The sequence below is a fragment of the Mesorhizobium sp. M1006 genome (assembly GCF_040318825.1).
Lineage (GTDB): Bacteria > Pseudomonadota > Alphaproteobacteria > Rhizobiales > Rhizobiaceae > Mesorhizobium.
Genome location: NZ_JAMYMZ010000013.1, coordinates 61,835 through 85,550 on the forward strand (window position 1 = coordinate 61,835; position 23,716 = coordinate 85,550).

The following is a 23,716-nucleotide window of genomic DNA, read 5'->3' on the forward strand; positions in this document are numbered from 1 at the left end:
CAGGTCCGAGAGAGCAAGCTACCATAGGTCCGGTATTTGACCAGAGGTGGTGTCGCCGCCGGCGCTTCCGCATTTGCAGCACTTGTGCTTTGGCAAAGATTGAGACTGGAGTTGCGGCCATGGCCGAAAGCGAACGCATGAAAATGGCGGCGGGCGAGTGGTATTGCTGCCTCGATCCGGAACTGGAGGCGTTGCGCATCACGGCGCGAGACGCGGTGTTCGAGCACAACAGCCTGCCGCCCCGGCAGCGTCGCGACATCGGGCCTGGATTGCGGACGCTGCTCGGCGCTGCGGGCGAGGGCGCCCGGATCGAGGCGCAGTTCCACTGCGCTTATGGCTTCAACATCTTTCTCGGCGACCGCGTTTTTCTCAATGCCGGCTGCATCATTCTCGACACGGCGCCAGTGCGCATCGGTAAGGGAACGCTGCTCGGCCCGAATGTGCAGATCTATTGCGCCGAGCACCACAAGGAGGCTGCCGGGCGACGGGCAGGGCTGGAGATCGCCAAGCCGGTCGAGATCGGCGACAATGCCTGGATCGGCGGCAGTGCCGTCATCCTCGGCGGAGTCAGGATCGGCGATGGCGCCATCGTCGGCGCCGGTGCTGTGGTGACGCGCGACGTCGCGGCGAACACCACGGTGGTCGGCAATCCGGCACGGGTAATCAGCAACAACTGAGCACCGTGCTTCTGTTGCCGGTCACGTCCTCGTTCTGATGGACATGGGGGCGGCTATGTCACTTGGCCGGAGGTGGATGCAACCGTGTGTCGAGCGCAAACGCCTCCTGGGTCTTCATGGCGTATGCCCCTCTGGCGAGGCTCGCGTCGAAGATCAGGTTCCAGCTACGCTGCGATACGGCGCTCGGAATCACCACGAACCGGTGCCGTTGCAGAAGATCGTCGCCAAACGCCTGTTGTCCGGAGCTCGGAATGCCAGGGCGCAACCACTTGGGGTTGGGCACGGCGGCGGGGTCGACGATATGCACATCCGCGACATCGCTGACGATTGCTGCCGTCATGACATGCGCAATCGTGTCGAGCGCCCTGAAGCCCTTATGGACCGCAACCTCGAGGATCGCAGTCGACGGATCGATCGAGCAGTAGACGGCGCGCACGCCCTTGCTGTTCCAGCGTCCGCCCACCCTGTATGCGCCCTCGCCACTATCCCATGTAGGCGCAAACGCGGCTTGATCGAGGCGCCATCCGATGAGGTCGGAGCCACCAAGCGCCGCCGGCAGCGGCGTCATGCATAAACGCCATATTCAAGCCGTTCCAGATAGTCTTCTACAAGCTCGATCCCCGCCGGCGTCGCCAGAAGGTCGATTGGACGACGCTGGTCTAGCCCAATCGCCGGGCGCTCCAGCCATTGCTCTGCCTCCGCCTGCGAACCGAACACGTCGGTAGCTTTCGACAGGATCTCCGCGAACTTCCAGGTTCGTCCGCTCTGGTCCTGATTGAGAGGCTTGGACGGAGCATCCTTGCGGCGCTGGTAGGTGCGCAGGCTCATGCCGACGGCCTTCTCCAGCGAATCGGTCTTCTGGATGAAGACGAGTTGCCCGATAAGATGGTCCAGCGCTGAAGCCGGCAGGCCGTGCAGAAGCAACTCGTGAGCATCCAAAGCGCTGCTGAGGCGCCTTGCCAGAATGCGGCTGCCGCCTAGCAATCTCGCCACCTTCTGAAGTTCATTGTTTTTTGCTGCTGGCGCAGCCTTTTCCAATGCCATCGCCACGGCGAGCCCTCTTCGCGTCATCTGTCGCTTTAATATATGACAGATGACGCAAGGCCTTTCAAGCACGAGAGGATCGAGAGCAGGGCAATCGCTTCGAGAGAAAAGATAGCCTACTCGGGCCAGATGGCAGTCCAACGTCGGCACTGAAGCGATTGCCCTGGAATCGAGCGCGAGCCGAATTTCACCTCGGCATGTGCGCCACGCGCTCCTCCTGAGCACTCTTCGAGAATTCGCGCCGGTACTGCGCCGGCGAGGTTCTGAGGCGCGCTGCGAAATGCTGGCGCAGCGAGGTAGCGCTGCCGAAGCCGGCCTCGAAGGCAACCGTGTCCATCGATTTTTCCGTTGCTTCCAGCAGCCGTTGCGCCAGCTGGACGCGCTGGTCGGTCAGCCAGTCGCCGAAACTGGTGCCGATCGTTTTCTGGAAACGGCGCGTGAACGTCCGGCGGGTGAGGCCGGCGTGACCGGCAACGCTGTCCAGACTGTGCGGCTCACCCAGGGTTTTGCGCACCGCTTCGAGAGCCTGGGTAAAGCGGTCCGCATTGCCGGTCCTGGCGATGGGACGTTCGATGAATTGCGCCTGCCCGCCCTGCCTGTGCGGAGAAAGCACAATCTGCCGGGCAAGGCGAAGTGCCGCCTCCGCGCCGTAACGAGCCCGTACGACGTGCAGGCAGCAGTCGAGCCCGGCGGCGACGCCGGCGGATGTCACGACATCGCCATTGTCGATGTAGAGCACTTCCGGTTCGACGAGAATGTCGGGATAGAGTTCCTGCAGCTGATCCGCGTAGGCCCAGTGCGTCGCCGCTCGCCGCCCCGAAAGCAGTCCGGTCGCCGCAACAGCGAACGTTCCCAAGCACAGTCCGACGATCAGCGCGCCGCGCTCGTGCGCGCCAAGCAACGCGTCGATCAATGCCGCTGGAGGCGAGCTCCCGAGATCTTTCCAGCTTGGCACGATGACGATGTCGGCGTCATCGAGCGCGGAAAGCCCGTGCGGGACGCTGATGGTCAGACCGGCATCGGTGCGGATCGGCCCGTCCTCAATCGCGCAGACCCGGAAGTCGAAGCGCGGCAGGCCGAGCTCCGTGCGATCCGCGCCGAACACGAGACACGGCACGGAGAGATGAAACGGGCTGATGCCATCGAAGGCGATGGCGGCAACGGCAGGATCGGTCATGGGAGCTCCAGCAACGGGTGAGGCCGATTGTCCCAATTCTTTCGAATAATGTCAATCGGGACACTTTTTGCAATCCGGTGCCGAGCTTATCGTCCGCCCATCAATGTCCAACGGGAAAGGAAAACCCCATGTCGCAACCAGCCAAAGGCAAAGCTCCGCGCCGCGCCCTCATCGTCATCGATGTTCAAAACGACTATGACGGCGGCAACCTCGCCATCCAGCATCCGCCGTTCCGCGACAGCGTCGTCAATGTGGCGCGAGCGATGGATGCGGCCACCGAGGCAGGCGTCAAGGTGGTGGTCATCAAACAGTTGGCGCCGGAAACCTCACCGGTCTTCGCCAAGGGCAGCCATGGCGCCGAGTTGCACCCGGAAATCGCTAGGCGAAACCGCGACCACTACATCGAAAAGAACTTGCCCAGCGCCTTCACCGGCACGGACCTCGAGGAGTGGCTGCGCGCCAACTCTATCGATACGGTCACAGTCATCGGCTACATGACGCACAATTGCGATCTGTCGACGGTCATCCACGCCGTGCATATGGGCTTCGAGGTGGAGTTCCTGTCGGACGCAACGGGGTCGTTGCCGTACGCCAACAGCGCCGGCTACGCTTCGGGGGAGGAAATCCATCGCGTGGTGACGATCGTATTGCAGTCGCGCTTCGCGGCCGTTCTCAAGACCGCCGAGTGGATCGATTGCCTGAAGACCGGCGTGGTACCCCAGCACGACACACCCTATGCCTCCAACCAGCGCGCGCTGGCGCGAAGCGCGGCTTAGGGACGAGCTCGTCGCGAAGTCGCCAAAAAGGGCGCCGCAGCGTTGCGGCGCCCTTTGCCGTTCAAGCGTTGATTATCCCTAAAACAGGCCTTCGATCTGGCCCATTTCGTTCAGGAAAATCTTTTCCGAGGATGGCGCTTTGGGCAGGCCGGGCATGGTCATCACCTCGCCGCAGATGATGACGACGAAGCCGGCGCCGGCAGACAGTCTGACCTCGCGCACCGGTACGGTGTGGCCGGTCGGCGCGCCGCGCAGATTCGGATCGGTGGAGAAGGAATATTGCGTCTTGGCCATGCAGACCGGCAAATGACCGTAGCCGGCGTGCTCCCAGGCGTGGAGCTGGTCGCGCACCGATTTGTCGGCGATCGCTTCCGAACCGCGATAGATGCGCTGGACGATGGTGTTGATCTTCTCGAACAGCGGCATGGCGTCGGGATACAGCGGGGCAAATTGCGACGCGCCGGATTCGGCCAACGCCACGACTCTTTTGGCCAGTTCCTCGCTACCGGCCGATCCCTGGGCCCAGTGCTTGCACAGGATCGCCTCTTCGCCCATCGAGGCGACGTAGTCCTTCATCGCCTGGATCTCGGCCTCTGTGTCGGAGTAGAAATGGTTGATGGCGACCACAGCCGGCACACCGAACTGGCGGATGTTCTCGATGTGGCGGCCGAGATTCGCACATCCCTTCTTGACCGCCTCGACGTTCTCCTTGCCGAGGTCCTCCTTCTTGACGCCGCCATTCATCTTCATGGCGCGAACCGTGGCGACGATGACCGCCGCGGCGGGCCTCAGGCCGGCCTTGCGGCATTTGATGTCGAAGAACTTTTCGGCACCGAGATCGGCGCCGAAACCGGCTTCGGTGACGACGTAGTCGGCAAGCTTCAGCGCCGTCGTCGTGGCAACGACGGAGTTGCAGCCATGCGCGATGTTGGCGAAGGGGCCGCCATGGACGAAAGCCGGGTTGTTCTCCAGCGTCTGCACGAGATTGGGCTGCATGGCATCCTTCAAGAGTACGGCCATGGCGCCGTCGGCCTTGAGGTCGCGGGCATAGACGGCCGACTTGTCGCGGCGATAGGCGACGATGATGTCGCCGAGGCGCTTTTCCAGGTCCTTCAGGTCGTTCGACAGGCACAGGATGGCCATGACTTCCGAGGCGACTGTGATGTCGAAACCGGCCTCGCGCGGGAAACCGTTGGCGACGCCGCCGAGCGAACAGATGATCTCGCGCAGCGACCGGTCGTTCATGTCCATGACGCGGCGCCAGACGACGCGGCGGGTATCGATGCCGAGCTCGTTGCCCCAGTAGATGTGGTTGTCGATCAGCGCCGACAGCAAGTTATGGGCGGTGGTGATGGCGTGGAAATCGCCGGTGAAGTGGAGGTTCATGTCCTCCATCGGCACGACCTGCGCGTAGCCACCGCCGGCGGCACCGCCCTTGACGCCGAAATTCGGTCCGAGCGAAGCCTCACGGATGCAGACGATGGCCTTCTTGCCGAGGCGGTTGAGGCCATCGCCCAAGCCCACCGTCGTCGTCGTCTTGCCTTCGCCGGCCGGTGTCGGGTTGATGGCGGTGACGAGGATCAGCTTGCCATCCTTGTTGCCCTTCACCGACTTGATGAACTCGGCCGAGATCTTCGCCTTGTCGTGGCCGTAGGGCAGAAGATGTTCGCTCGGAATGCCGATCTTCTGGCCGATCTCCTGGATCTGCTTCTTCCTGGCGCCGCGCGCGATCTCGATGTCGGACTTCACTTCGGCCATGGACGACTTCCCTCTGAATTGGACGGATTTGACTAGTGTGGTCGCAAGAATAGCCCGGCATTGCAGGCGCGGGCATGTTCTACCCCTGTCGCTGCCGCGGCGTCAACTTTCATGCAACTATGTTTCCTACGAAGAAAATGCCTCTGCGGCCGGCTGCCCTGCCACAGGTTCTTTTCGCGCCGGTTGCCGCGCCGTATAGAAGCCAGAGCAGGCGCGGTTCCGCCGTCTCAAAACAGCCGCGTAATACGCGAAAAGCGACAGAAGCAACGGCGCAAATTCACCAGCGCCGGCTGTGCGGGACGATCCGCTACTGCGTCAGCACGTTGCTGATCTCAACCATGTTCGAGCGCACCCTGAGTATGTAAAAACCCATCGTCGTCAGATGTGTCGGCAACAGCCAGCCGTCCTCGCGGCCATTGGCGATGATGAAGGGCTGGATGCGCAGTGCCGAGACGAACTGCGCGTCCATCGTATCCCACAGGTTCTGCAGGTGCTTTTCCTTGATGACGTCCTCGAAGTCGGCCTGTGCGCCCTTCATCAGCCCGTAATAGGCATAGAGCTGGCCATAGGCGAACCAGAAGCGGTCGTCGGCGCGAGTGTCGAACCAGCCATTATTGTGGTTTTCGGCACGCTCCTTGAGGATCGCCGAGGTCGAACCGATGTCGGACGAGATGCGGTCGATATACTGCTTGAGATTGTCAGCGCGGGCATCGAACGTCGCCTGGCAGGCTGCGAGGCGGGCGTTGAAGGAACGCAGCTTGCGCACCGCGTCACGATAGTAGCTCGGCGTCGGCGTCTTGGGGCCGAACGGGTTCAAGCCGAAATACCAGGTTTCCTCGTCGAACTGCAGATTGCCGCGGGCATCCTGCAGGTCGGCGTCGATCTGCGAGGTGGTGCGGACGCGGCCGAGATTATCGGCAAGCTCGGTCGCCGTGCGCCGCACCGCCTGGTTGATGCCGCGCTGGAACGAAGCCTTGTTGTCCATGAACGGCGTGTGATCCCAGTCGATGCCGAACAGGCCGAGCTTGTAAAGAATCATCGACGACACCCAGGCATTCTGGTTGACGTTGAAGTCGGTCAGGTCGGCCGCAACCTGGGCAATGGCTGAATTTCCGCAGGTCTTGGCCGTGTCGGTGCCGGCGCCGGCGGAAACCTGTTCACCGGCGGAGCTGTTGCGTTTTTCGAACGTGTATTTGTCGACGTAATTCGGGTCGAAATTGTTCCACCACTGGGTGGCGTAGAAGAAGTTGACATAGAGACCGATCAGCACGAGCACAGCCAGGCCGAGCACCGCCTTCAGGATCCAGCCGCGTTGCGTGTACCAGCGCCCCGCCCACAGGAACGGCCACAGGATCGCGCCGATGAGCAGGCCGATGCCGCGGCCAATCCACTGGAAAATCCGGGTGAAGAAACTCACGATCGGATCAAGCATGGCGATGTCACCCCTCAGTCAGTCAAGCCGTAGAGGCGCGTGCGAAACGCCACCTTGTCCTTCAGATATGTGGTTTTCAGAACGTCCACAACATGCGATCGCCAGGCGTCGCTGAAGCCCTCATAGTCCCTGTAGAAGCCCGGCTTGTTGAAGACGTAACGCGAAACGAAGTCCTGCGGCACGAAGTCCGAGATCAGCTGGTTGGTCAGCCAGGCGTCGGCATGGTCCGGCTTGGCGCGGATGACCAGGAAGCGCTGCTGCGGGAACACGTCCTCGATCTTGAGATGGCCGAGCTGGGCGATCTCGCGCTTGGCGGCGTTGAGGAAGGGAAAATTGCCGTCCCTGGTGATCAGATCGGTATGGCCGTGGATCCAGGTCTGCAGCCAGACCTTGTCGACGTCGGTCAGATTGCGGTCGGGATCGGCGTCGCGGATCAGCGCGCGCACCACCATTTCGGCGCGATGCTCGAGATAACCGGAGGTTTCGATCCATGAGGCGCGCGGCAGCTCGATGCGGCCGGTCGAGGCGAGGAACTTGAACACCTTGTCGGCATCGTGGATCGAAAGGTGACTCACCTGCCACGGCCGCGAGCGGCGGAAACCGGGCGCTGCCGGGTCGCTGATCACCGTCGTCACGTCGGGATCGACGAACACATAGAGCCCGCCGAAATGGCTGGTCCAATAGGCATTGTGACGGAAGATCACCTGGTCCGGCACCAGCGCATTCTCGCGGATGTCGCCGCAGACCTTCGCCAGCTCGACCATGTGGGCCAGCATGGCGTTGTCGCGCCAGGCATCCGGCTCCTGCTTCAGCCGGTCGACCAGCTTGCCGAGCTCGGCGGCCTTGCCGAGCACATCCTCGGCCGACAGCACCTTGAACTCGACCTGGTTGATCGACAGCAGGTCCTCGATGTCGTCGACCTTGGGGACCGAATCCTCGATCTCGCCGTAGATGACGTCCTTGATCGTCAGCGCATCGATGGCGCGCTGGTTCTTGGACATGAACTCGTACATCAGCAGCGAGGTGTTGGAGAACGCCGTGTGCACCACCGGCAGGTCGATCTGCGACGGCGTCAGGATGATGAAGCGGCGGTTGACCTCGTTCGGATCGAGGTAGCTGTAGTCGCCGCATTCCTCGGCGACCTGCGGCGAGAAGCCAGTGCGGTCGATCTCGAAGCTTTTCAACTTGGTCGGCTTCAAGCCGAACGCGACCATCGCCTTGTTGTAGCGCTGGATCAGGTGCGGCTCGTCGATCGTCAGCAGCCGGCCGTAGATCAGCTCGTTGTCGCGCAACAGATCGGGTTTCTTGGCGGGGCTCATGTGCGCGATACCAATGGATCTTGCGCTGGAGGATCGAGCTCCAGCGGTGACGCCCCCCTCTCCCCGTTCTTCACGGGGAGAGGGTAAGGGTGAGGGGCGGCGCGAACGGTCAAGGACATGTCTCTCCATACCCTTTGGCGGTGACAAATCGAAGATCATGCGTTTCGATATGGCGTTCGAGGCGTCCTTCGATCGCAGCCAATATTGTCTCAAGGACTGCTTCCCGGTCCTTCAATACGTCGACGTTCCAAAAGCGCAGCATGGACCAGCCATTCGAGCCGATGAAGCGATCCCGGATTCGATCATATTGGCTGCCGACATGCTGACTGCCATCGACTTCGACGACGAGCTGGCAGTCTCTGCAGGCCAAATCGGCGAAGTAAGAGCCTATCGGCAACTGCCGTACGAATTTATGGCCGTTCAGTCTGCAGTCGCGCAACTCCATCCAGAGCGCGGCTTCTGCATCGTTGTCGGATTGACGCAGGCGCCTTGCGCGCCTGGTTATGTCTATTTCTGGTCCACGCATGCGCTGCCCCTCACCCTTACCCTCTCCCCGTGAAGAACGGGGAGAGGGGGGCGTCAGCTTTTGAGCCACGTCTTTCAGCGTTGCTGTGGGAGCTTATGCAGCGCACCAGAAGAAACCTCACGCATTCCACAGCCCCTTTTTCTTCATCTCCTCGATCTCGCGGACGGCACGCTCCCGCAGACGGGTGTCGCGGATCATCTTGGTCACCGCCGCATCATCGGACTTGTCGGAATAGCGGAATTCGGAATCCGCGTAGCGGTTGATCTCCTGCATGACCATGTCCATCGAGAATGGCCCGCGCAGCTCCTCGATCATCGCTTTCTTGTCGTCGTAACCCTTGTGCATGAAGGCTTCCGGCTTTTCGAACCACTCGTCCGGCAATTCGATGTCCATGGCGCGCATCTTGATGGCATCGGTAACGTTCTTGATGGCGCGGCCGGTAAAGCGCGGCTCGGCATCCTTGATCAAGTGCAGATAGGTGCCGATGTCGGCCATCGTCTTTGGCGCGCCATTCTCCTTCATGTAGCGCTCATAGACCTTCATCAGCCCGTCTTCCTGCGGCTTTTCATGCTCCTCGTAGGCTTCCATCACCGCGCGCTGGATTTCCTGGGCAGCGTAGAGCTTGTGCTCGCCGAGCGGGATCTTGTGGTTCTTGCCGGCGAGCAGAACGAAGATGTCGATGTAGTCGTCGCGGCTCTGCGGGCCATCGACCAGCCAGCGCGCGCCGGCGCGCTGGCGCAATGCGTCGTCGACGTTCTCGGGATAGTTGGAAAACATGCCGAAAGAGCAATTGCCGCGCACCACGGTCGCCGCACCTCCAAAGGCGTCCATCAGGACGCCGGTGATTTCCTGCTGGCCGGCCGAGGCGCGGTCGTCGGACCGGCGTGCCGCCACCTGGTCGATATCGTCGATGGTGCCGAAGCCGATGACGCGCGGGTTCAGCACATTGTTGATGAACTGGCGGCAGTTCTGGCCCGACTTGCCCTGGTAGGAGGAGATCTGGTCGACGCCGAAATTCTCGTAAGCGAAGGGATAGCCGGCGACCTGGCAATAACCATTGAGAAGACCGGCGATCATCTGGATCAAGGTTGTCTTGCCGGTGCCGGGCGCGCCATCGCCGATAAAGGTGAACAGGAAGCCGCCGAGCTCGACGAACGGGTTCAGCTCGCGCTCGAAGTCGTAGGCCATCAGCATCTTGGCAAGCTTGACTGACTGGTATTTGGCGATGTGGTTGCCGACGACCTCTTCCGGTTTTTTGAAGGTCATCACCAGCGGCTTTGCCCGCTTACCCGGCGCGACGTCGAAGCCGTCAAGGGTAAAATCGTCGACGTCGATGCGGATATGCGCGTTCTCGAACGGACCGATGCCGTCGAAGCGGCCCTTTCGCGCCAGCAGCCCGTCGATGGCGACGCGGGCAAAGGCGCGGGCGCGGGTCATCAGGTCGGCATCGTCCTTCGAACCTGCTATCGCCCTGTCGAGCCCGGCTACGATCGACTTCACCGCATCCTGTGGCGTGTCGAACAGAAAGTCCGGCTCGGGCGTGTCGTTCGGCGCCTCGCCGTCGCTGTCGATCAGCTGGAACAAATAGGAGGCAAGGCTGAAGGCGGAGATGTAGGCAGAGGCCGACAGCAGCTTCTTGAAGGTGGCAGCTTCATCGCCTTCGAGCGGCGCACGGGCGTTTTTCGCCTGCAGACTTTCGAGGTCCGAGCCCTCGGCGAAGACATCCGATATGGCCAGCGCTATCGCTGTGCCGCGCCGGGCGCGAAACAACAGCGTGTGCTGCGGGATGGTCAGCAACTGGTCGTCGGAATGGACGGCGGCGACGGTTTTGGAGAGCTCGACCTCGCGCGTGCGGCGCACCGAGCCGACCGAGACGGTAGAGACGAAGCGGCGGTTGGTGCCGGCAAGCGCGGTGCCGGACTCGCGCGATGGGTCCTCCAGCACGACGATGCGAGTGATGAAACTTTGCGCAGTGGCACGGTGCTTTTCAATTGCCGCTTCCGGGATGGTGGTCAGGCCGGTGTCCATGGAGGATGCTCCGCGATTTGACGGTCAGACGTCGCTGATGACCTGCCCTTTGGACAGGATGTGGACCTTGTAGCCCGAAAAGATCTTCTGCGCCTCGCCGGCGGCATAGAGCGCCTGATAGGCCTCGTGCGGAATCAGCGCATGGTTCTCATAGCTCGACACGCCTTGCCGCGCGGCCTCGAGATCGTCGGTATTGATGAAGAATTCCTGCGTCGTCTTTTCGCTCGAAAACAGCCCCTTGCGGCCTGGCTTTTCGGCCTTGGAAAAGACCTCCTGGACGGTCCAGGTCAGCAGCCAGGCGTTTTCCGGCTTGCGCACCTTGGCCAGCACTTCGCTCACCGTCGAATTGTTGTCGGTAATCCCTGCAGAATAGAACGGGCCGAGCACGACGCGACGCAGCTGCTTGGGATGCAGCGGCTCGAAATCCTTGTCGAGGTTGACCGCGATGGTCGCCGGCGACAGCGCGTAGGCGGAATTCTTCTCGGTGAAATCGTCGAAACGGTGGGCAAGCTCGGGATTGAGCAAGCCGTCGACCGGCAGCGGAATGTCGACCCTCTCATTAAGCTTGCCGCTGGAGTCGACAAGCTGCCGGATCATGTCGTCCGAGGAATCCTCAACCGTCACCATATACACAAGCGGCAGGTTGGCGCTGCCGTCGAAGCACGCCCAGTGGACCAGATAATACGGGCGCAACGTCTTCGGATTGACCGACACCTTGACCGTCTGGGCCAGCGTGAACGGGCCGAAGGTGGTCTCGCTCTTGACGTCCTCGAGGTAAAGCCGCTCGGCCATCGACTTCCGCAGCGCTTCGGGGAATTCCTTGTGGCGCAGGATGAAGTCGGCCATTTCCTCGCGCAGCTCGCTGGCCGAAGGGATGACGGCGAGACGGCCGTCGGCCTGGAGCCGGTCGTTTTCCAGTTCGAGCAGGTTCTGGAAGACCGGAAAACCGCTTTCGGCGCGCGAGATGCGGAATGTCTCGGTGAAGCCCAGCCGGTTGCGCCAGCACGAGAACGACTTGTCGAGCCGCGCAATATATTCGGCGACGACCTTGGCGACGATGCCGTGCCGATAGAGCGGCGAGCGATCGTCGCGCATGAACACTTCGAGGCCGCCAAGTGCCGCCGTGATCGCCGAGAAATAGCGCGCCGCAGCTTCGTTTTCGGGGGTCATGCTGCCAGCCCTTGGGAGCAGTGCACGTGCAGCAATTACGACTGCACGTAATTTGCCGAATTGTGCTTCTTCATCACATCGTCGAAGCGGCGGGCGAAGGCATCGTCGGCGAGCTTCTTGCGGCGCTGGATGTCGGCGGTGGCAACCATGTTTTTCTCGTGCATTTCAAGCAGATCGCCGATGTGCTTTTGCGAGGCGGCACCAATGCCGGCCATGGTCTCTTCGGCGGTGTTGTCGACCTGGCTGCCCAGCGTGTTGATCTTGTGGGCGACATCCTGCTGGGCGGCGGTCTTCAGCGAATCTTCCAGCGCCTTGTACAGCACGATGCGCTGCTCGGTATCGATGGTCAGCTTGTTGATCAGCGTCGATTGCGCCGCGATCTGGTTGTTGAGCGAATCGACGAAGGTCTGGAACATCGAGGTGTAGCGCTCCAGCGTCTGGCTTTCGGCCAGCAATTCCTGCTCCTTGGCCTGCTTCTCGTTGTATTCCGTGGCTAGTTTCGAGCGTTCGCCTTCCAGCTGGGTGCGCTCCTTCTGGCTGGTCGAGGCGGCGATCTTGTTCTCGATGTCGAGCAGCATCGGGTTGAGTTCTTCGATGCGTTTCTGCACGGTCTCGAGATTGGACATGGTGGTCTTGCGGCGCTCGATCACCTGCGACAGGCTGGCCTCGGAGGTCTTGTAGCGCGTGTCGAGAACCTGCTTCTGCGCCTTGAGGATGCCGACGATGGTGTCGGATTTCGCCAGCAGCTCCTGCAGATTGCCGGCCAGCGACATGTTGCGGACGCGGTCGGTGCGCAGGCGCTGCTTGCGCTGGCTGGAGAAGACACCGACGAAATTTTCCCAGCCGGTGTAGTTCTTCATGCTCTCGAATTCGGCGCCGAAGACGTTGGTGGCGTCCTCGAGGCCGATAATCAGGTCGGCGATATTGCCTTCCATCACCTTCTGCTGCTTCAGCACGTCCTCGATGCGGGCATTCTCGATGTCGAAATTGGCGTCGCCGATCTTCTTGTCGGCGGTGGCGAGCGTGTCGAGCACAGTACCGGACTGCTCGATCTTGGTGCGCATGTCCTCAACGACCTGCTTGGTCTTGGCAATCTCGGCGTCGAAATTCTGCAATGTCGCCATTGGGGCCTCCCGCTTCGGCATCGGTTTCGTTTCGCAAACCGCCGCGAATATATGTGCCGGGTTTGGCGAATGAAAGACGGAAGACATGGGATTACAGGAAAACAAAAGAATTTCAGAAGGCCGACCGCAGGATAGTCAGGCAATGATTACGGTGTAACTGCCGTCCGGTCAGACACCGCTTCAACCGCGGCTGGACTTTCAGGTCGGGAGCGACGCTCAGGGCTTGGGATCGGCCTTGAGGTAGGCGATGACATTGGCGATGTCGTCGTCGCTGGTCAGGCCGGAGAAGGCCATTTTGTTGCCGGGGACCTTCTGCCGCGGCGCGCGCAGGTATTCGGCGAGGTTTGCTTCGTCCCAGACCAGGCCGGCGGCGCCGGCGTCCTTCATCCCCTGCGAGTAGCGGCTGAGATAACTGTCCGCGGTGCCGGCGGTGCGGCCGACGACACCCAGCAGATGCGGGCCGACCTTGTCGTGGTCGCTCGTTGCCTCATGACAGGCCATGCATCTGTTGAAGACTTTCTTGCCGAGAGCGGCATCGCCGTCGGCATGCGCGGCAAGAGCGCCGGCGATGAGGAAAGCAGCGGCAGACGAAATGGCTCGAAGCATGGGAACTCCCCGACGGCTCTGGCTGAGAGGTTCTGAAATAGGAAGCAGGCCTTAAACAAGCGCCGCACGATGGCGCGATTGGCGAACGAATGTCGGCCGGGAGGTCGGATGAAAGCAATAGCGCTGGTCAGGTTTTGGTGAAGCCGATGAAATCGTCGGGCACGGCGCGGCCCATTTCTTCTTCCCAATGGCGGCGGCAGAGCGAGACATAGACATCCTTGCCGATCGCCACCTGTTCGCCCTGTTTCGCCACCTTGCCGTCGGCACCGAGGCGCACCACCATCGTCGCCTTGCGGCCGCAACGGCAGATGGTGCGCACCTCGCGCAGGTCGTCGGCGATTGCCAGCAGGGTGCGCGATCCGGAAAACAGCTTGCCCTGGAAATCGGTGCGCAGGCCGTAGCACATGACCGGGATGTTCAGCCGGTCGGCGATGCGGGCGAGTTGCCAGACTTGCTCCTCTTCGAGGAACTGCGCCTCATCGACGAAGACGCAATGGACCGTGGCGTGGTCGTGATGCTCGGCGACCCGGGCGAACAGGTCGTCGCCGTCGCGGAACATCTCGGCTTCCGTCTCCAGGCCGATGCGCGACGAGATCAGCCCGGTATCGCCCTTGCGGTAGTGGCCGGCGATGAACAACATCGTCGTCATGCCGCGCTCGCGGTAATTATACGAGGCCTGCAACAGCATCGTCGTCTTGCCGGCATTCATCGTCGCATAATGGAAGTACAGCTTGGCCATGCCGTCCTTTTAAGCCGAGTTGCAACAAAGCGGGGAGGGGGAGCGCCTACATTCCACCGGGAAAAGGCGACTTCCATCCGGAAAGCGGCGGGCGTGTCGCTGATCGGCCAGCCTGCGCCGTTGTTCGTGATTGCCTTAGTGCTTGAAACCGCAGCAGAATGATGTTTGGCTGACGGAACAAAGGCGGAGATAAAACCGTCGCTTCGCTTCACCGAGAACTGAAATGGGAGAATTTTCATGTCGCGTATGAGTTCATTCGTCGCCGGCCTCGGCCTGGCGGCTTTTCTATCCACGACTGGGGCCTTCGCCGGCGATCCGGAAAGCTGCAAGACGGTGCGGCTGTCCGATGTCGGCTGGACCGACATCCAGGCGACCACCGGCGTCGCTTCGGTGCTGCTCACGGCGCTCGGCTACGAGCCGCAGGTGATCCAGCTTTCGGTGCCGGTGACCTATGCGTCGCTGAAGAACAAAGACCTCGACGTGTTCCTCGGAAACTGGATGCCGTCGATGACCAACGACATCAAGGACTATGCCGCCGAAGGCTCGGTCGAGACCGTCAGCGAAAATCTCAGCGGTGCCGGCTACGGCATCGTCGTTCCGACCTATGTCGCCGATGCCGGTGTCAAGACGCTGACCGATCTCGGCAAGTTCAAGGACAAGTTCGACGGCAAGATCTACGGCATCGAGGCCGGCAATGACGGCAACCGCATCATCCTCGACATGATCAAGGATCCGAAGACCAATCTCGAAGGCTTCGAACTGGTCGAATCTTCCGAGGCCGGCATGCTCACCCAGGCCGAGCAGTCGATGAAGAACAATGAATGGATCGCCTTCCTCGGCTGGACGCCGCATCCGGTGATGGGCGCCATGAAGATCACCTACCTCGAGGGGATGGGAGATAGCGGCTTTGGTGCTGCCACCGTGCATACCAATGTACGCAAGGGCTACATGAGCGAATGCCCGAACGCCGGCAAGTTCATCGCCAATCTGAAGTTCAACCTCGACATGGAAGGCGAGATGATGGACGCGATCCTGAAGGGCGGCGATGCCAATACGGTCGCGACCGACTGGCTGAAGAAGCACCCGGACGCGGTCGCTCCCTGGATCGCCGGCGTCACCACCTTCGACGGCGGCGATGCGGCGGCTGCGGTGAAAACGGCGCTCGGAAGCTGACCCGACCATCTGGCATGACGAGACAAGGGGCAGCCACGGTAGAAATGGCTGCCCTTTTTCATATCCTGTGACAAGATGACCGTCCGGCGAAGGACGGCGCCGGCAGAAGAGGGGCTAGATGGATCCGATCTCCAAATTCCTGGTCAGTTACAAGATTCCCATCGGGGCATGGGGGAAGGCGTTTTTCGGCTTTCTCACCGACAATTTCGACACCATCTTCAGGGCCTTTTCCAACAGCCTCAACTTCCTGCTCGACGGCATCGTCGACGGGCTGCTGTTGCTGCCGCCGGTTCTGCTGATCGCGCTGATCGCTCTGCTCGCCTATTTCCTGCAGCGCTCGAAAGGCCTGGCTTTGGCGGTATTCATCGGATTGCTGTTCATCCTCAACCAGAACCTGTGGAAGCAGACGGTGGAGACGCTGGTGCTGGTGGTCGCCGCCGCCGCCGTGTCGATGGCCATCGGCGTGCCGCTCGGCATCTGGGCCGCGCACAAGCCGAAGGTGTATCGCGTCATGCTGCCGGTGCTCGACCTGATGCAGACATTGCCGACCTTCGTCTACCTGATCCCGGTGCTGACCCTGTTCGGCCTCGGCAACGCGCCCGGCCTGATCGTCACCATCATCTTCGTCATCCCGACCTCGGTTCGGCTCACCCATCTCGGCGTCACCTCGGTGCCGAAATCGATCGTCGAGGCGGGCGAGGCATTCGGCGCCACCAAGCGCCAGCTGCTGTGGAAGGTCGAGCTGCCTTCAGCGCTGCCGACCATCATGGCTGGGCTGACCCAGTCGATCATGCTGTCGCTGTCGATGGTGGTGTTCGCCGCCCTGATCGGCGCCGGCGGCCTCGGTACGGAAATCAACCGGGCGCTCGGTTCGCGCAGGATCGACCTCGGGCTTGAGGCAGGGCTCGCCATCGTCGTGCTCGCCATCGTGCTCGACCGGATGACGCGCATCGGCGTGGGAGGCAAGAAATGACCGTCGCCGTCGATTTCAGGAATGTCGACATCGTCTTCGGCGCCGACCAGGCAGGCTCGCTGGCGCTGATCGACAGTGGTGCCACCCGAGCCGAGATCCTCGAAAAAACCGGCAACGTACTGGGCTGCGCCGGCGCCAGCCTCACCGTGAACGAGGGCGAGATCTCGGTGCTGATGGGGCTTTCCGGCTCCGGCAAATCGACGCTGCTCAGAGCCGTCAACCGGCTGAACGTCGTCTCGCGCGGCCAGGTGCTGGTCAAGGATGGCGACGGCACGGTCGACGTCGTCACCTGCGACGAGGCGACGCTTCGGCGGCTGCGGCAGAAACAGGTGGCGATGGTGTTCCAGCAGTTCGGCCTGCTGCCGTGGCGCACGGTGGAGGAGAATGTCGGCCTTGGCCTCGAGCTCGCCGGCGTACCCGAAGCCGAGCGCAAGGAGCGGGTGAACAGGCAACTGAAGCTGGTTCATCTCGACCAGTGGTCGAAGAAATATGCGCATGAGCTGTCCGGCGGCATGCAGCAGCGCGTCGGCCTGGCGCGCGCCTTTGCCACCGAGGCGCCGATCCTGCTCATGGACGAGCCGTTCTCGGCGCTCGATCCGCTGATCCGGACCAAGCTGCAGGACGAGTTGCTGCAGCTCCAGGCCGAGCTGAAGAAGACCATCATCTTCGTCAGCCACGACCTCGAGGAGGCGCTGAAGATCGGCACCCATATCACCATCATGGAAGGCGGGCGCATCGTGCAAACAGGCGCGCCGGAAGACATCGTGCTGCGGCCCGCCAACGACTATGTCCGCGACTTCATCGCCAATGTGAACCCGCTCTCGGTGCTGACCGCGTGGAACGTCATGCGCGACCGACGCGACCTCGAACATGGCGAGAACGGCTGGGTGTGGCTCGACCGGCGCAGGACGACGCGTTTCAAGATCGACGAGCATGGGCTGGTGGCGGCGGCCGAGCGCGACGGCAAGCCGGCGGTCTGGGTGTCCTGCGCCGATGTCGAAGCCCAGCCGGAGGAGACGGCTCAGGTATTCTGGGCCAATCCCGGCACCTCGCTGAAGACCGTGATGCTGGCCATGCATCGCTCGCAGACCGCACCCGTCGCGCTATTCGACGAGCAGTCGCGCTTCGTCGGCGCCATCGGCGTCAGGGATGTGTTGAGCGCGGTGCTGCGAAGATAGTTTTTCTCCTTGGGGAGAGAACCAAGACCAAACGCCGAGTTCTGTCGCGCCCCCCTCTGTTCTGTCGGACATCTCTCCCACTTGGGGGGAGATCGGCGGCTTCGCGGACGGCTCTCACATTCCAACGTTTGTAATTGGCGAAATCGGCGATGACGGCCAATCTCCCCACCTGTGGAGGAGGTGTCCAGCAGAACAGAGGGGGCGCGAAGGAACGCCGGCTTAGCCCGATACGCAAGCTAAACCGCCAGCGGCAGGCGCAGCTCCGTCATCAGGCCGCCATCGGGATGGTTGGACAGGCTGACTTCGCCGCCGGCGCTACGGGCGATGTTGCGGGCGATGGTCAAGCCGAGGCCGAGGCCGCCGGTCTGACGGCTGCGCGACTGTTCCAGGCGCACGAACGAGCCGAACACGGCGTCGAGCTCGGCTTGCGGGATGCCCGGACCCTCGTCATGGATCGCCAGCGTGATTGTCTTGCCTGATTGACGCAGGCTGAGATGCGCCCTCTTGCCATAGGTCACCGCGTTCTGGACGAGGTTGGTGACACAGCGCCGTAGCGCGACCGGCTGCGCGACGCAGATCAGGCCGCGCGAGCGCGCGTCCTCATTGTCGAAGGAGACCTCGTCGAAGCCGTCGGCGATCGATTCTACCAGCGACCAGAAATCGATCCTCTCGCTCTTCTCCTCGGTCACCTCGAAAGTGGCGAAGTCGATGACCGAGCTGGCAATGCCTTCGATGTCGGCGAGGTCGTGCGCCAGTGCGGCGCGCACGGACGAATTCCTCAGCAGTTCGAGGCGCAGCCGCATCCTGGTCAACGGCGTGCGTAGGTCGTGCGCCAGCGCGGCGGCAAGATGCTCGCGGTCCTCGACGTAGGCGCGCAGTCTTGCCTGCATGGCATTGACCGCCTTTGCCGCGGTACGCACCTCGCGGCTGCCGCTCTCGGCGATCGGCGGGCTCTTCAGGTCCTCGCCGATCCGCTTCACCGCGGTCTCCATCATCCGGTAGGGCGCCGTCAGCCGGCGCAGCGACCAGATCGAGGAAGCCACCACCAGCCCGGCGATCAAGGCATAGAGTGGCAGGCTATCGAAGCTCAGTATCGGCCCGGCCGGCGTGTTCGGCTCGGTGAAGTTCAGCCATTGGCCGTCGGCAAAGCGAAGCGAAGCGGTCAGCTTGTCGCTCTGGGCGAAATCGGCCGCCAGCACCAGCAGGTCGCGCTCGACCTGGCCAATATCGGGACCGGCGACCGTCCCGCCGGGAGCGTCGGCTTCGTGCGTTGCCGGGTCGCGACGGACCCGCGCGTCGGTGATGCCGAACTTCGATAGCCGGCCGACCAATATGTCCTCCAATTCGGCCAGCTCGTCGTCGCCGGCTATCGAGGAAGTAACGGCGGGCGTGTTGGAAACGGTGAGCGCATAAGTGGCGTTGAACAGGCCGGAGGCCGTCGCCTTGCGCTGTTCGGGGGTGGCGTCATGCATCAGCTGTACCAGCGAGAAGGCGCGGTCGTTCAGCCGATAGAGATCGACGACGTCATTGGCGGCGGCACGGTCCCGCGAAACGATGTAGAGCGTCGCGATCTGGCTGATCAGCAGGCCGGCGATGACGATGAGCAGCACCCAGACCGGCAGTGTTTGCGGCAGAATGCGTCTCATTCGGCGGTCGTCTCAGGCAGGAACTGGTAGCCGCCGCTGCGCACAGTTAAGATCAGCTTCGGCGTTTTCGGGTCATCCTCCATCTTGCGCCGCAGCCGGCTGACCAGAATGTCCACGCTGCGGTCGAAGCTGTAGCCGCTGTCGCCGCCGGACAGCTCGATCAGCTGCTCGCGGCTCAGTACGCGTTGCGCGCTCTTGACGAAGGTCTGCAGTAGATTGAATTCGGCCATCGTCAGCTCGATCCTGACGTCGCCGGGCGCCATCAGCCGGCGGCGCGAACAGTCCATCGTCCAGCCGGCGAAATGGTAGATCTGCCGCGAGGCCGCGCGTCGCGGTTCGGCGGCGCCATTGCGTCTCAAGACGGCACGAATGCGTGCGAGCAGCTCGCGCGGATCGAAGGGTTTCGGCACGTAGTCGTCGGCACCCATCTCCAGCCCAACCACGCGGTCGGTAGTTTCGGTAACCGCGGTCAGCATGATGATCGGCGTCGAATAATTGGCGCGCAACTCGCGGCAGAGCTCCAGCCCGCTCTTGCCGGGCAGCATGACGTCCAGGACGATCAGGTCGACCTGGGCGCGGCGTAGGATGGTCTCCATCTCGGTGCCGTCGGCGGCGACCGATGTATGCAGCCCTCGCTTCTGGAAAAATTCCTGAAGCAGGTCGCGAATGCCCTTGTCGTCGTCGACGATCAGTATGTGGGGGTCGGATTTCACAGGGAACCTGTCATTTGTGGATCGCCCAAGCGCTGCTTCGGCTGTCAGCCAGACGATAGAATTCAGGCCATAAGTTGGCCAGTGGAGATCGGCGGCCCGATCCGGGCTGCCCAGAAACAATCCAGAAACAAAATTCTACAATCCGGAAAAACTGCCGAAAAAAATCAAAGGCATAAGTGGTGCCGTGGCGGTCAGGTCATCGGCTGCGACACGCGTTACGGGATTACGGACAGACCAATGCAAAGGTTCTCGATCAGTCTGATGGGTGCGTTGCTTTCCATTTCGCTCGTCACGGTCGCGGTCGAACATGCCGATGCAAAACTGGCCGATGCGAAGGTGGCCAATGCACAGGCGGCCGATGCAAAGGTGGCGACCACCCGCAGCGAGCGTTGCATCGATCTGAACCGCCAGTTTGACGAAGCCCTCGAAACCCATGCCGCGGCAACGCAGGTCACCGCGGCGAAAGCACTTCAAAGAAAGGGAAACCGGTTCTGCGCCAACAAGAAACAGGCACAGGGAATCCGGATGCTCGCGAACGCTTTGAAGCTGCTTGGAGTGACACCGATCGATCCCGTTCAGTGACACTCAATCCGATCTGCACAAAAAGGAAGTGAAGCCATGAAAAAGTCCCTCCTCTCCGCCCTCGGTCTCGCCATCGCGCTGGCCGTCTCGATGCCGGTTCTCGGCGCCAGCAGCGCCAATGCCGCGACCACCACCCCGGCTGCGACGACAACGACGACCGCTGCGCCGGCCAAGGCCGTGAAGAAGGTCGCTGCCAAGAAGACCGTCAAGAAGCACAAGAAGCACGCGGTCAAGGCAGCCCCGAAGGCCTGATCAAGCGACATCTTTCTACCCTATGAGAAGACCGCTCCAGTTGCGATTTGCCTGGAGCGGTCGTCTTTTTTGTTGCGTGCATACAATAGGGCCAGGCCCGGCCCACACCCCCGGTTGAACGCCAGACGGCAGTTCCCACATAGGCGCGGACTTTGAACTGCGCCTGCCGGGAAGCCGATCGCGCGCGGTTGAATGGACGACCGCTTTTGCCCATGTCAAAATGACCGCAAAGCTGTCGTACGCAATTGCCGGTCCAATGCCTGAAATCACGACAAAACCCCGTACCAGCACGAAGCCGAAGGTCGAACGGCCGAAGCTCTACAAGGTCATCCTGGTCAATGACGATTTCACGCCGCGCGAGTTCGTCGTGACGGTGCTGAAGTCCGAGTTCAAGCTCAGCGAAGACCAGGCGCATAGGATAATGATCACCGCGCACCGGCGCGGCGTCTGCGTTGTCGCCGTCTTCACCAGGGATGTCGCCGAGACCAAGGCGGCGCGGGCAACCGATGCCGGCAAGGCCAAGGGCTACCCGCTGATGTTCACGACGGAGCCGGAGGAGTAGGGCGGTTCGCTTTCTTCCTTCTCCTCTTGTGGGAGAAGGTGGCCGAGCGAAGCTCGGTCGGATGAGGGGTGTTCCAGCTTGGCAAGGACGGCACTCCGTCCAGCACCCCTCAACCGTCTTGGCGCTGCGCGCCAATCCACCTTCTCCCACAAGGGGAGAAGGATAAACCGCGTTACCGCCCTTCGCGGTACCACATCGAGCCCATCGCCAGAAGCAGCAGGCCGAGGCCGAGGAAGCCGCCGAACAGCGGCACGCGCGAGACGGCCTTGAGTACGCTGTCGTCGGTGGTGCGCAGGCCGATCCAGTCATCGCCGGAGGCAGCGCCCGAGGAACGGACCGGGACTACGGATGGCAGCGTGACGGTGCTGGTGAGAGTGCCAAGTGCTGAGGCCGGCGCCAGCCGGCGAACGCTGCCGCCGGTTGCCTCAGCCGGTGGTTTCAGCCGGTTCTCGGTGGAGACGACGTCGGTGAATTCCGGGGCGTTGACCGGCCCGACATGGGCCAATGCCGTCAGGTCGCCATTGCCGACCTGATAGAGACCGATTTCGTTGGTCTCGACGCTGCCGAGGAAGACGCCTGGTTCGGATTTCTCGAGCCTGACGATCAGTGCCTTGCCGGACGGCGTGATGACTTGCGCCGGGCCGGGGTCGTCGCTCATCGTCTGGCGGCGGATTTCAAGCACCATGCCGCGGCCGTCGGCGGTCAGCCGCTCTTCCTCGAGTTCGGGCTCCTTCATCAGCCAGTGGGCGATGCGCCGGTAGAGCTGGACATGGGGGCCGCCGCCCTCGAAGCCGCGCGCCCACAGCCAGCCCTGGTCGGACAGAAGCATGCCGACGCGGCCTTCGCCCTTGCGATCGAGCAGCAGCAGCGGCCGGTTGTCGGCGCCCTTCATCACCACCTCGCCCTCGGGGTTCTCGACGCCGATGGTGCGGAACCAGCGGCTCCAGTGCGGCGGCTCGGTCGCGGAGCCGTCGAGCCCGCGCGTTACCGGATGACGCTGGCCGGTATCGGTGAGGCGCGGATAGAAGGCCTTGTCGATGACCTCGCCGGTCGGCATTGCCGGCAGCGCCGACATCAGCGGCGTGCGAGCGATCGAGCTTTCGCCGGCATATTCGGGGCCTGCCGCGATCAGCAGCGCGCCGCCCTTTTCGACATATTCGGAGATATAGTCGTAATAGAGGATCGGCAGTACGTCGCGGTGCTGATAGCGGTCGAAGATGATCAGGTCGAAATCCTTGATCTTCTCGACGAACAGCTCGCGCGTCGGGAAGGCGATCAGCGACAATTCGTTTATCGGCGTGCCGTCCTGCTTTTCCGGCGGGCGCAGGATGGTGAAGTGCACGAGGTCCACCGAAGCGTCGGATTTCAGCAAATTGCGCCAGGTGCGCTCGCCCGCATGCGGTTCGCCGGAAACGAGCAATACGCGCAGATTTTCGCGAATGCCGTCGATCAGCGCGATGGCGCGGTTGTTGGTGTCGGTGAGTTCGCCCGGCTCGTGGTTGATGGCGAGTTCGACAATGTTGCGCCCGGCACTGGGAATGGTCACCTGCAGCGGCATCGCCTGGCCGATGTTGGCGTGCTCGACCGATACCTGCTCGCCATTGACCGATACGCGGACATCGACCGGGCCGGTTTCGTTGTTGGTGGCGATGACGCGATAGGTCATGTCGAGCGGCTTGCCGACGAGGCCGAAGCGCGGCGCATTCTCGAAGCGAATGCGACGGTCCTTTTCATGCTCGTTGCCGGTAATCAGCGCGTGCAGCGGGGCATTGAAGTCGGGTGCGCCGGACGGCGCGTCATGCACCTCGCCATCGGTGATCATGATGGCGCCGCCGATGCGCGATGGCGGCACGTCGCGGAAAGCATTTTCGAGCGAGGAAAACAACCGCGTCTCGGTGCGCTCGTCAGCGGCTTCGGACTTGCCGGCTTCGACGACACGGACGTCGAACTGCTTGAAGCGGCCGAGACGCTGCTGAAGCCCGGCCAACGCCGCGTCAGTCTGCTTGGTGCGGTCGCCGATATCCTGGCTCTGACTGCGATCGACGACGACGGCGACGATGCTTTTCAGCGGCTCACGTTCTTCGTCGAGGAACACCGGATTGAGCAGCGCCGCAGCCAGGGCAATCAGGGCTGCCAGGCGGAAGACCGCGCCGCGCTGGCGAAACCAAAGGCCGACCAGCGCCAGCAGCAGCAGCGGCACCAGAACCACTGCGAGCAGTGGCCAGGTGATGAGCGGTTCGAAGGAGAGCGACCAGTTCATA

23 protein-coding genes are annotated in these 23,716 nt (G+C 62.3%); 8 read left to right on the top strand and 15 right to left on the bottom strand.

Annotation, left to right across the window (positions count from 1 at the left end):
* Window positions 1-119: 119 nt before the first annotated feature.
* Window positions 120-677 (top strand): sugar O-acetyltransferase, encoded by a 558-nt coding sequence (locus tag NKH60_RS15035; RefSeq protein WP_352450544.1) that lies wholly within the window; start codon window positions 120-122, stop codon window positions 675-677.
* Between the two features lie 58 nt (window positions 678-735).
* Here NKH60_RS15035 and NKH60_RS15040 read toward each other — a convergent pair whose 3' ends face one another.
* The 3 genes from NKH60_RS15040 to NKH60_RS15050 all read right to left on the bottom strand — a co-directional run bounded on the left by NKH60_RS15040 (window position 736) and on the right by NKH60_RS15050 (window position 2,898).
* Window positions 736-1,245 (bottom strand): RES family NAD+ phosphorylase, encoded by a 510-nt coding sequence (locus NKH60_RS15040; RefSeq protein WP_352833387.1) that lies wholly within the window; start codon window positions 1,243-1,245, stop codon window positions 736-738.
* Window positions 1,242-1,721 carry a type II RES/Xre toxin-antitoxin system antitoxin gene (parS, locus tag NKH60_RS15045; RefSeq protein WP_352849956.1) on the bottom strand — a complete coding sequence of 160 codons (480 nt, stop codon included), beginning with the start codon at window positions 1,719-1,721 and terminating at the stop codon, window positions 1,242-1,244. Before parS ends, NKH60_RS15040 begins: the two co-directional genes overlap by 4 nt.
* 187 nt (window positions 1,722-1,908) lie before the next feature.
* Window positions 1,909-2,898, bottom strand: coding sequence for a helix-turn-helix domain-containing protein (locus NKH60_RS15050; protein ID WP_254819147.1), 990 nt, complete (start codon window positions 2,896-2,898; stop codon window positions 1,909-1,911).
* Between the two features lie 128 nt (window positions 2,899-3,026).
* On the opposite strand from NKH60_RS15050, the gene NKH60_RS15055 reads away from it, so the two are divergent.
* Window positions 3,027-3,674, top strand: coding sequence for a cysteine hydrolase family protein (locus NKH60_RS15055; RefSeq protein ID WP_352450542.1), 648 nt, complete (start codon window positions 3,027-3,029; stop codon window positions 3,672-3,674).
* Window positions 3,675-3,752: 78 nt separating this feature from the next.
* Here NKH60_RS15055 and NKH60_RS15060 read toward each other — a convergent pair whose 3' ends face one another.
* The 9 genes from NKH60_RS15060 to NKH60_RS15100 form a co-directional block, all read right to left on the bottom strand.
* Window positions 3,753-5,432: a formate--tetrahydrofolate ligase gene (locus tag NKH60_RS15060; protein ID WP_352833396.1), complete on the bottom strand. Its 1,680-nt coding sequence runs from the start codon at window positions 5,430-5,432 to the stop codon at window positions 3,753-3,755.
* Window positions 5,433-5,739: 307 nt separating this feature from the next.
* Window positions 5,740-6,864: a DUF2333 family protein gene (locus tag NKH60_RS15065; protein WP_352450540.1), complete on the bottom strand. Its 1,125-nt coding sequence runs from the start codon at window positions 6,862-6,864 to the stop codon at window positions 5,740-5,742.
* 14 nt (window positions 6,865-6,878) lie between these two features.
* Window positions 6,879-8,183, bottom strand: coding sequence for a DUF6638 family protein (locus NKH60_RS15070; protein ID WP_352833399.1), 1,305 nt, complete (start codon window positions 8,181-8,183; stop codon window positions 6,879-6,881).
* Between the two features lie 109 nt (window positions 8,184-8,292).
* Entirely contained in the window at window positions 8,293-8,709 is a 417-nt protein-coding gene (locus NKH60_RS15075; protein WP_352743316.1) for an endonuclease domain-containing protein, read from the bottom strand.
* Between the two features lie 117 nt (window positions 8,710-8,826).
* A complete protein-coding gene (locus NKH60_RS15080; RefSeq protein WP_352743314.1) occupies window positions 8,827-10,737 on the bottom strand; it encodes an AAA family ATPase in 1,911 nt (636 codons plus the stop codon).
* Window positions 10,738-10,761: 24 nt separating this feature from the next.
* Window positions 10,762-11,907 (bottom strand): hypothetical protein, encoded by a 1,146-nt coding sequence (locus NKH60_RS15085; RefSeq protein WP_352872607.1) that lies wholly within the window; start codon window positions 11,905-11,907, stop codon window positions 10,762-10,764.
* Between the two features lie 35 nt (window positions 11,908-11,942).
* Window positions 11,943-13,031: a hypothetical protein gene (locus NKH60_RS15090; RefSeq protein WP_352450536.1), complete on the bottom strand. Its 1,089-nt coding sequence runs from the start codon at window positions 13,029-13,031 to the stop codon at window positions 11,943-11,945.
* 216 nt (window positions 13,032-13,247) lie between these two features.
* A complete protein-coding gene (locus tag NKH60_RS15095; protein WP_023679507.1) occupies window positions 13,248-13,637 on the bottom strand; it encodes a c-type cytochrome in 390 nt (129 codons plus the stop codon).
* A 127-nt stretch (window positions 13,638-13,764) separates the two neighbouring features.
* The gene (locus NKH60_RS15100; RefSeq protein ID WP_023679506.1) at window positions 13,765-14,376 is read right to left on the bottom strand and encodes a thymidine kinase; all 612 of its coding nucleotides are present in this window, start codon (window positions 14,374-14,376) and stop codon (window positions 13,765-13,767) included.
* A gap of 237 nt (window positions 14,377-14,613) precedes the next feature.
* Between NKH60_RS15100 and NKH60_RS15105 the strand changes: the two genes are divergently transcribed.
* The 3 genes from NKH60_RS15105 to choV all read left to right on the top strand — a co-directional run bounded on the left by NKH60_RS15105 (window position 14,614) and on the right by choV (window position 17,700).
* The gene (locus tag NKH60_RS15105; protein WP_292660734.1) at window positions 14,614-15,549 is read left to right on the top strand and encodes a choline ABC transporter substrate-binding protein; all 936 of its coding nucleotides are present in this window, start codon (window positions 14,614-14,616) and stop codon (window positions 15,547-15,549) included.
* 118 nt (window positions 15,550-15,667) lie between these two features.
* A complete protein-coding gene (choW, locus tag NKH60_RS15110) occupies window positions 15,668-16,522 on the top strand; it encodes a choline ABC transporter permease subunit (protein WP_254819158.1) in 855 nt (284 codons plus the stop codon).
* Window positions 16,519-17,700, top strand: a complete 1,182-nt coding sequence (gene choV / locus NKH60_RS15115; protein ID WP_352540993.1) for a choline ABC transporter ATP-binding protein — start codon at window positions 16,519-16,521, stop codon at window positions 17,698-17,700. Before choW ends, choV begins: the two co-directional genes overlap by 4 nt.
* Before the next feature lie 236 nt (window positions 17,701-17,936).
* Here choV and NKH60_RS15120 read toward each other — a convergent pair whose 3' ends face one another.
* Window positions 17,937-19,346, bottom strand: coding sequence for an ATP-binding protein (locus NKH60_RS15120; RefSeq protein WP_352540994.1), 1,410 nt, complete (start codon window positions 19,344-19,346; stop codon window positions 17,937-17,939).
* On the bottom strand, window positions 19,343-20,059 hold the full coding sequence (locus NKH60_RS15125; protein ID WP_352469721.1) for a response regulator: 717 nt from the start codon (window positions 20,057-20,059) through the stop codon (window positions 19,343-19,345). Before NKH60_RS15125 ends, NKH60_RS15120 begins: the two co-directional genes overlap by 4 nt.
* 237 nt (window positions 20,060-20,296) lie before the next feature.
* Here NKH60_RS15125 and NKH60_RS15130 point away from each other — a divergent pair, with 237 nt between their 5' ends.
* From NKH60_RS15130 to clpS, 3 genes are all read left to right on the top strand, one after another.
* A complete protein-coding gene (locus NKH60_RS15130) occupies window positions 20,297-20,641 on the top strand; it encodes a hypothetical protein (RefSeq protein WP_352833496.1) in 345 nt (114 codons plus the stop codon).
* A gap of 36 nt (window positions 20,642-20,677) precedes the next feature.
* Window positions 20,678-20,893, top strand: a complete 216-nt coding sequence (locus NKH60_RS15135) for a hypothetical protein (protein WP_352450529.1) — start codon at window positions 20,678-20,680, stop codon at window positions 20,891-20,893.
* A 256-nt stretch (window positions 20,894-21,149) separates the two neighbouring features.
* A complete protein-coding gene (clpS, locus tag NKH60_RS15140) occupies window positions 21,150-21,455 on the top strand; it encodes an ATP-dependent Clp protease adapter ClpS (protein ID WP_352540995.1) in 306 nt (101 codons plus the stop codon).
* A gap of 172 nt (window positions 21,456-21,627) precedes the next feature.
* On the opposite strand, the gene NKH60_RS15145 is transcribed toward clpS, so the two are convergent.
* Window positions 21,628-23,715, bottom strand: a complete 2,088-nt coding sequence (locus NKH60_RS15145; RefSeq protein WP_352833406.1) for a hypothetical protein — start codon at window positions 23,713-23,715, stop codon at window positions 21,628-21,630.
* Window position 23,716: the final 1 nt, after the last annotated feature.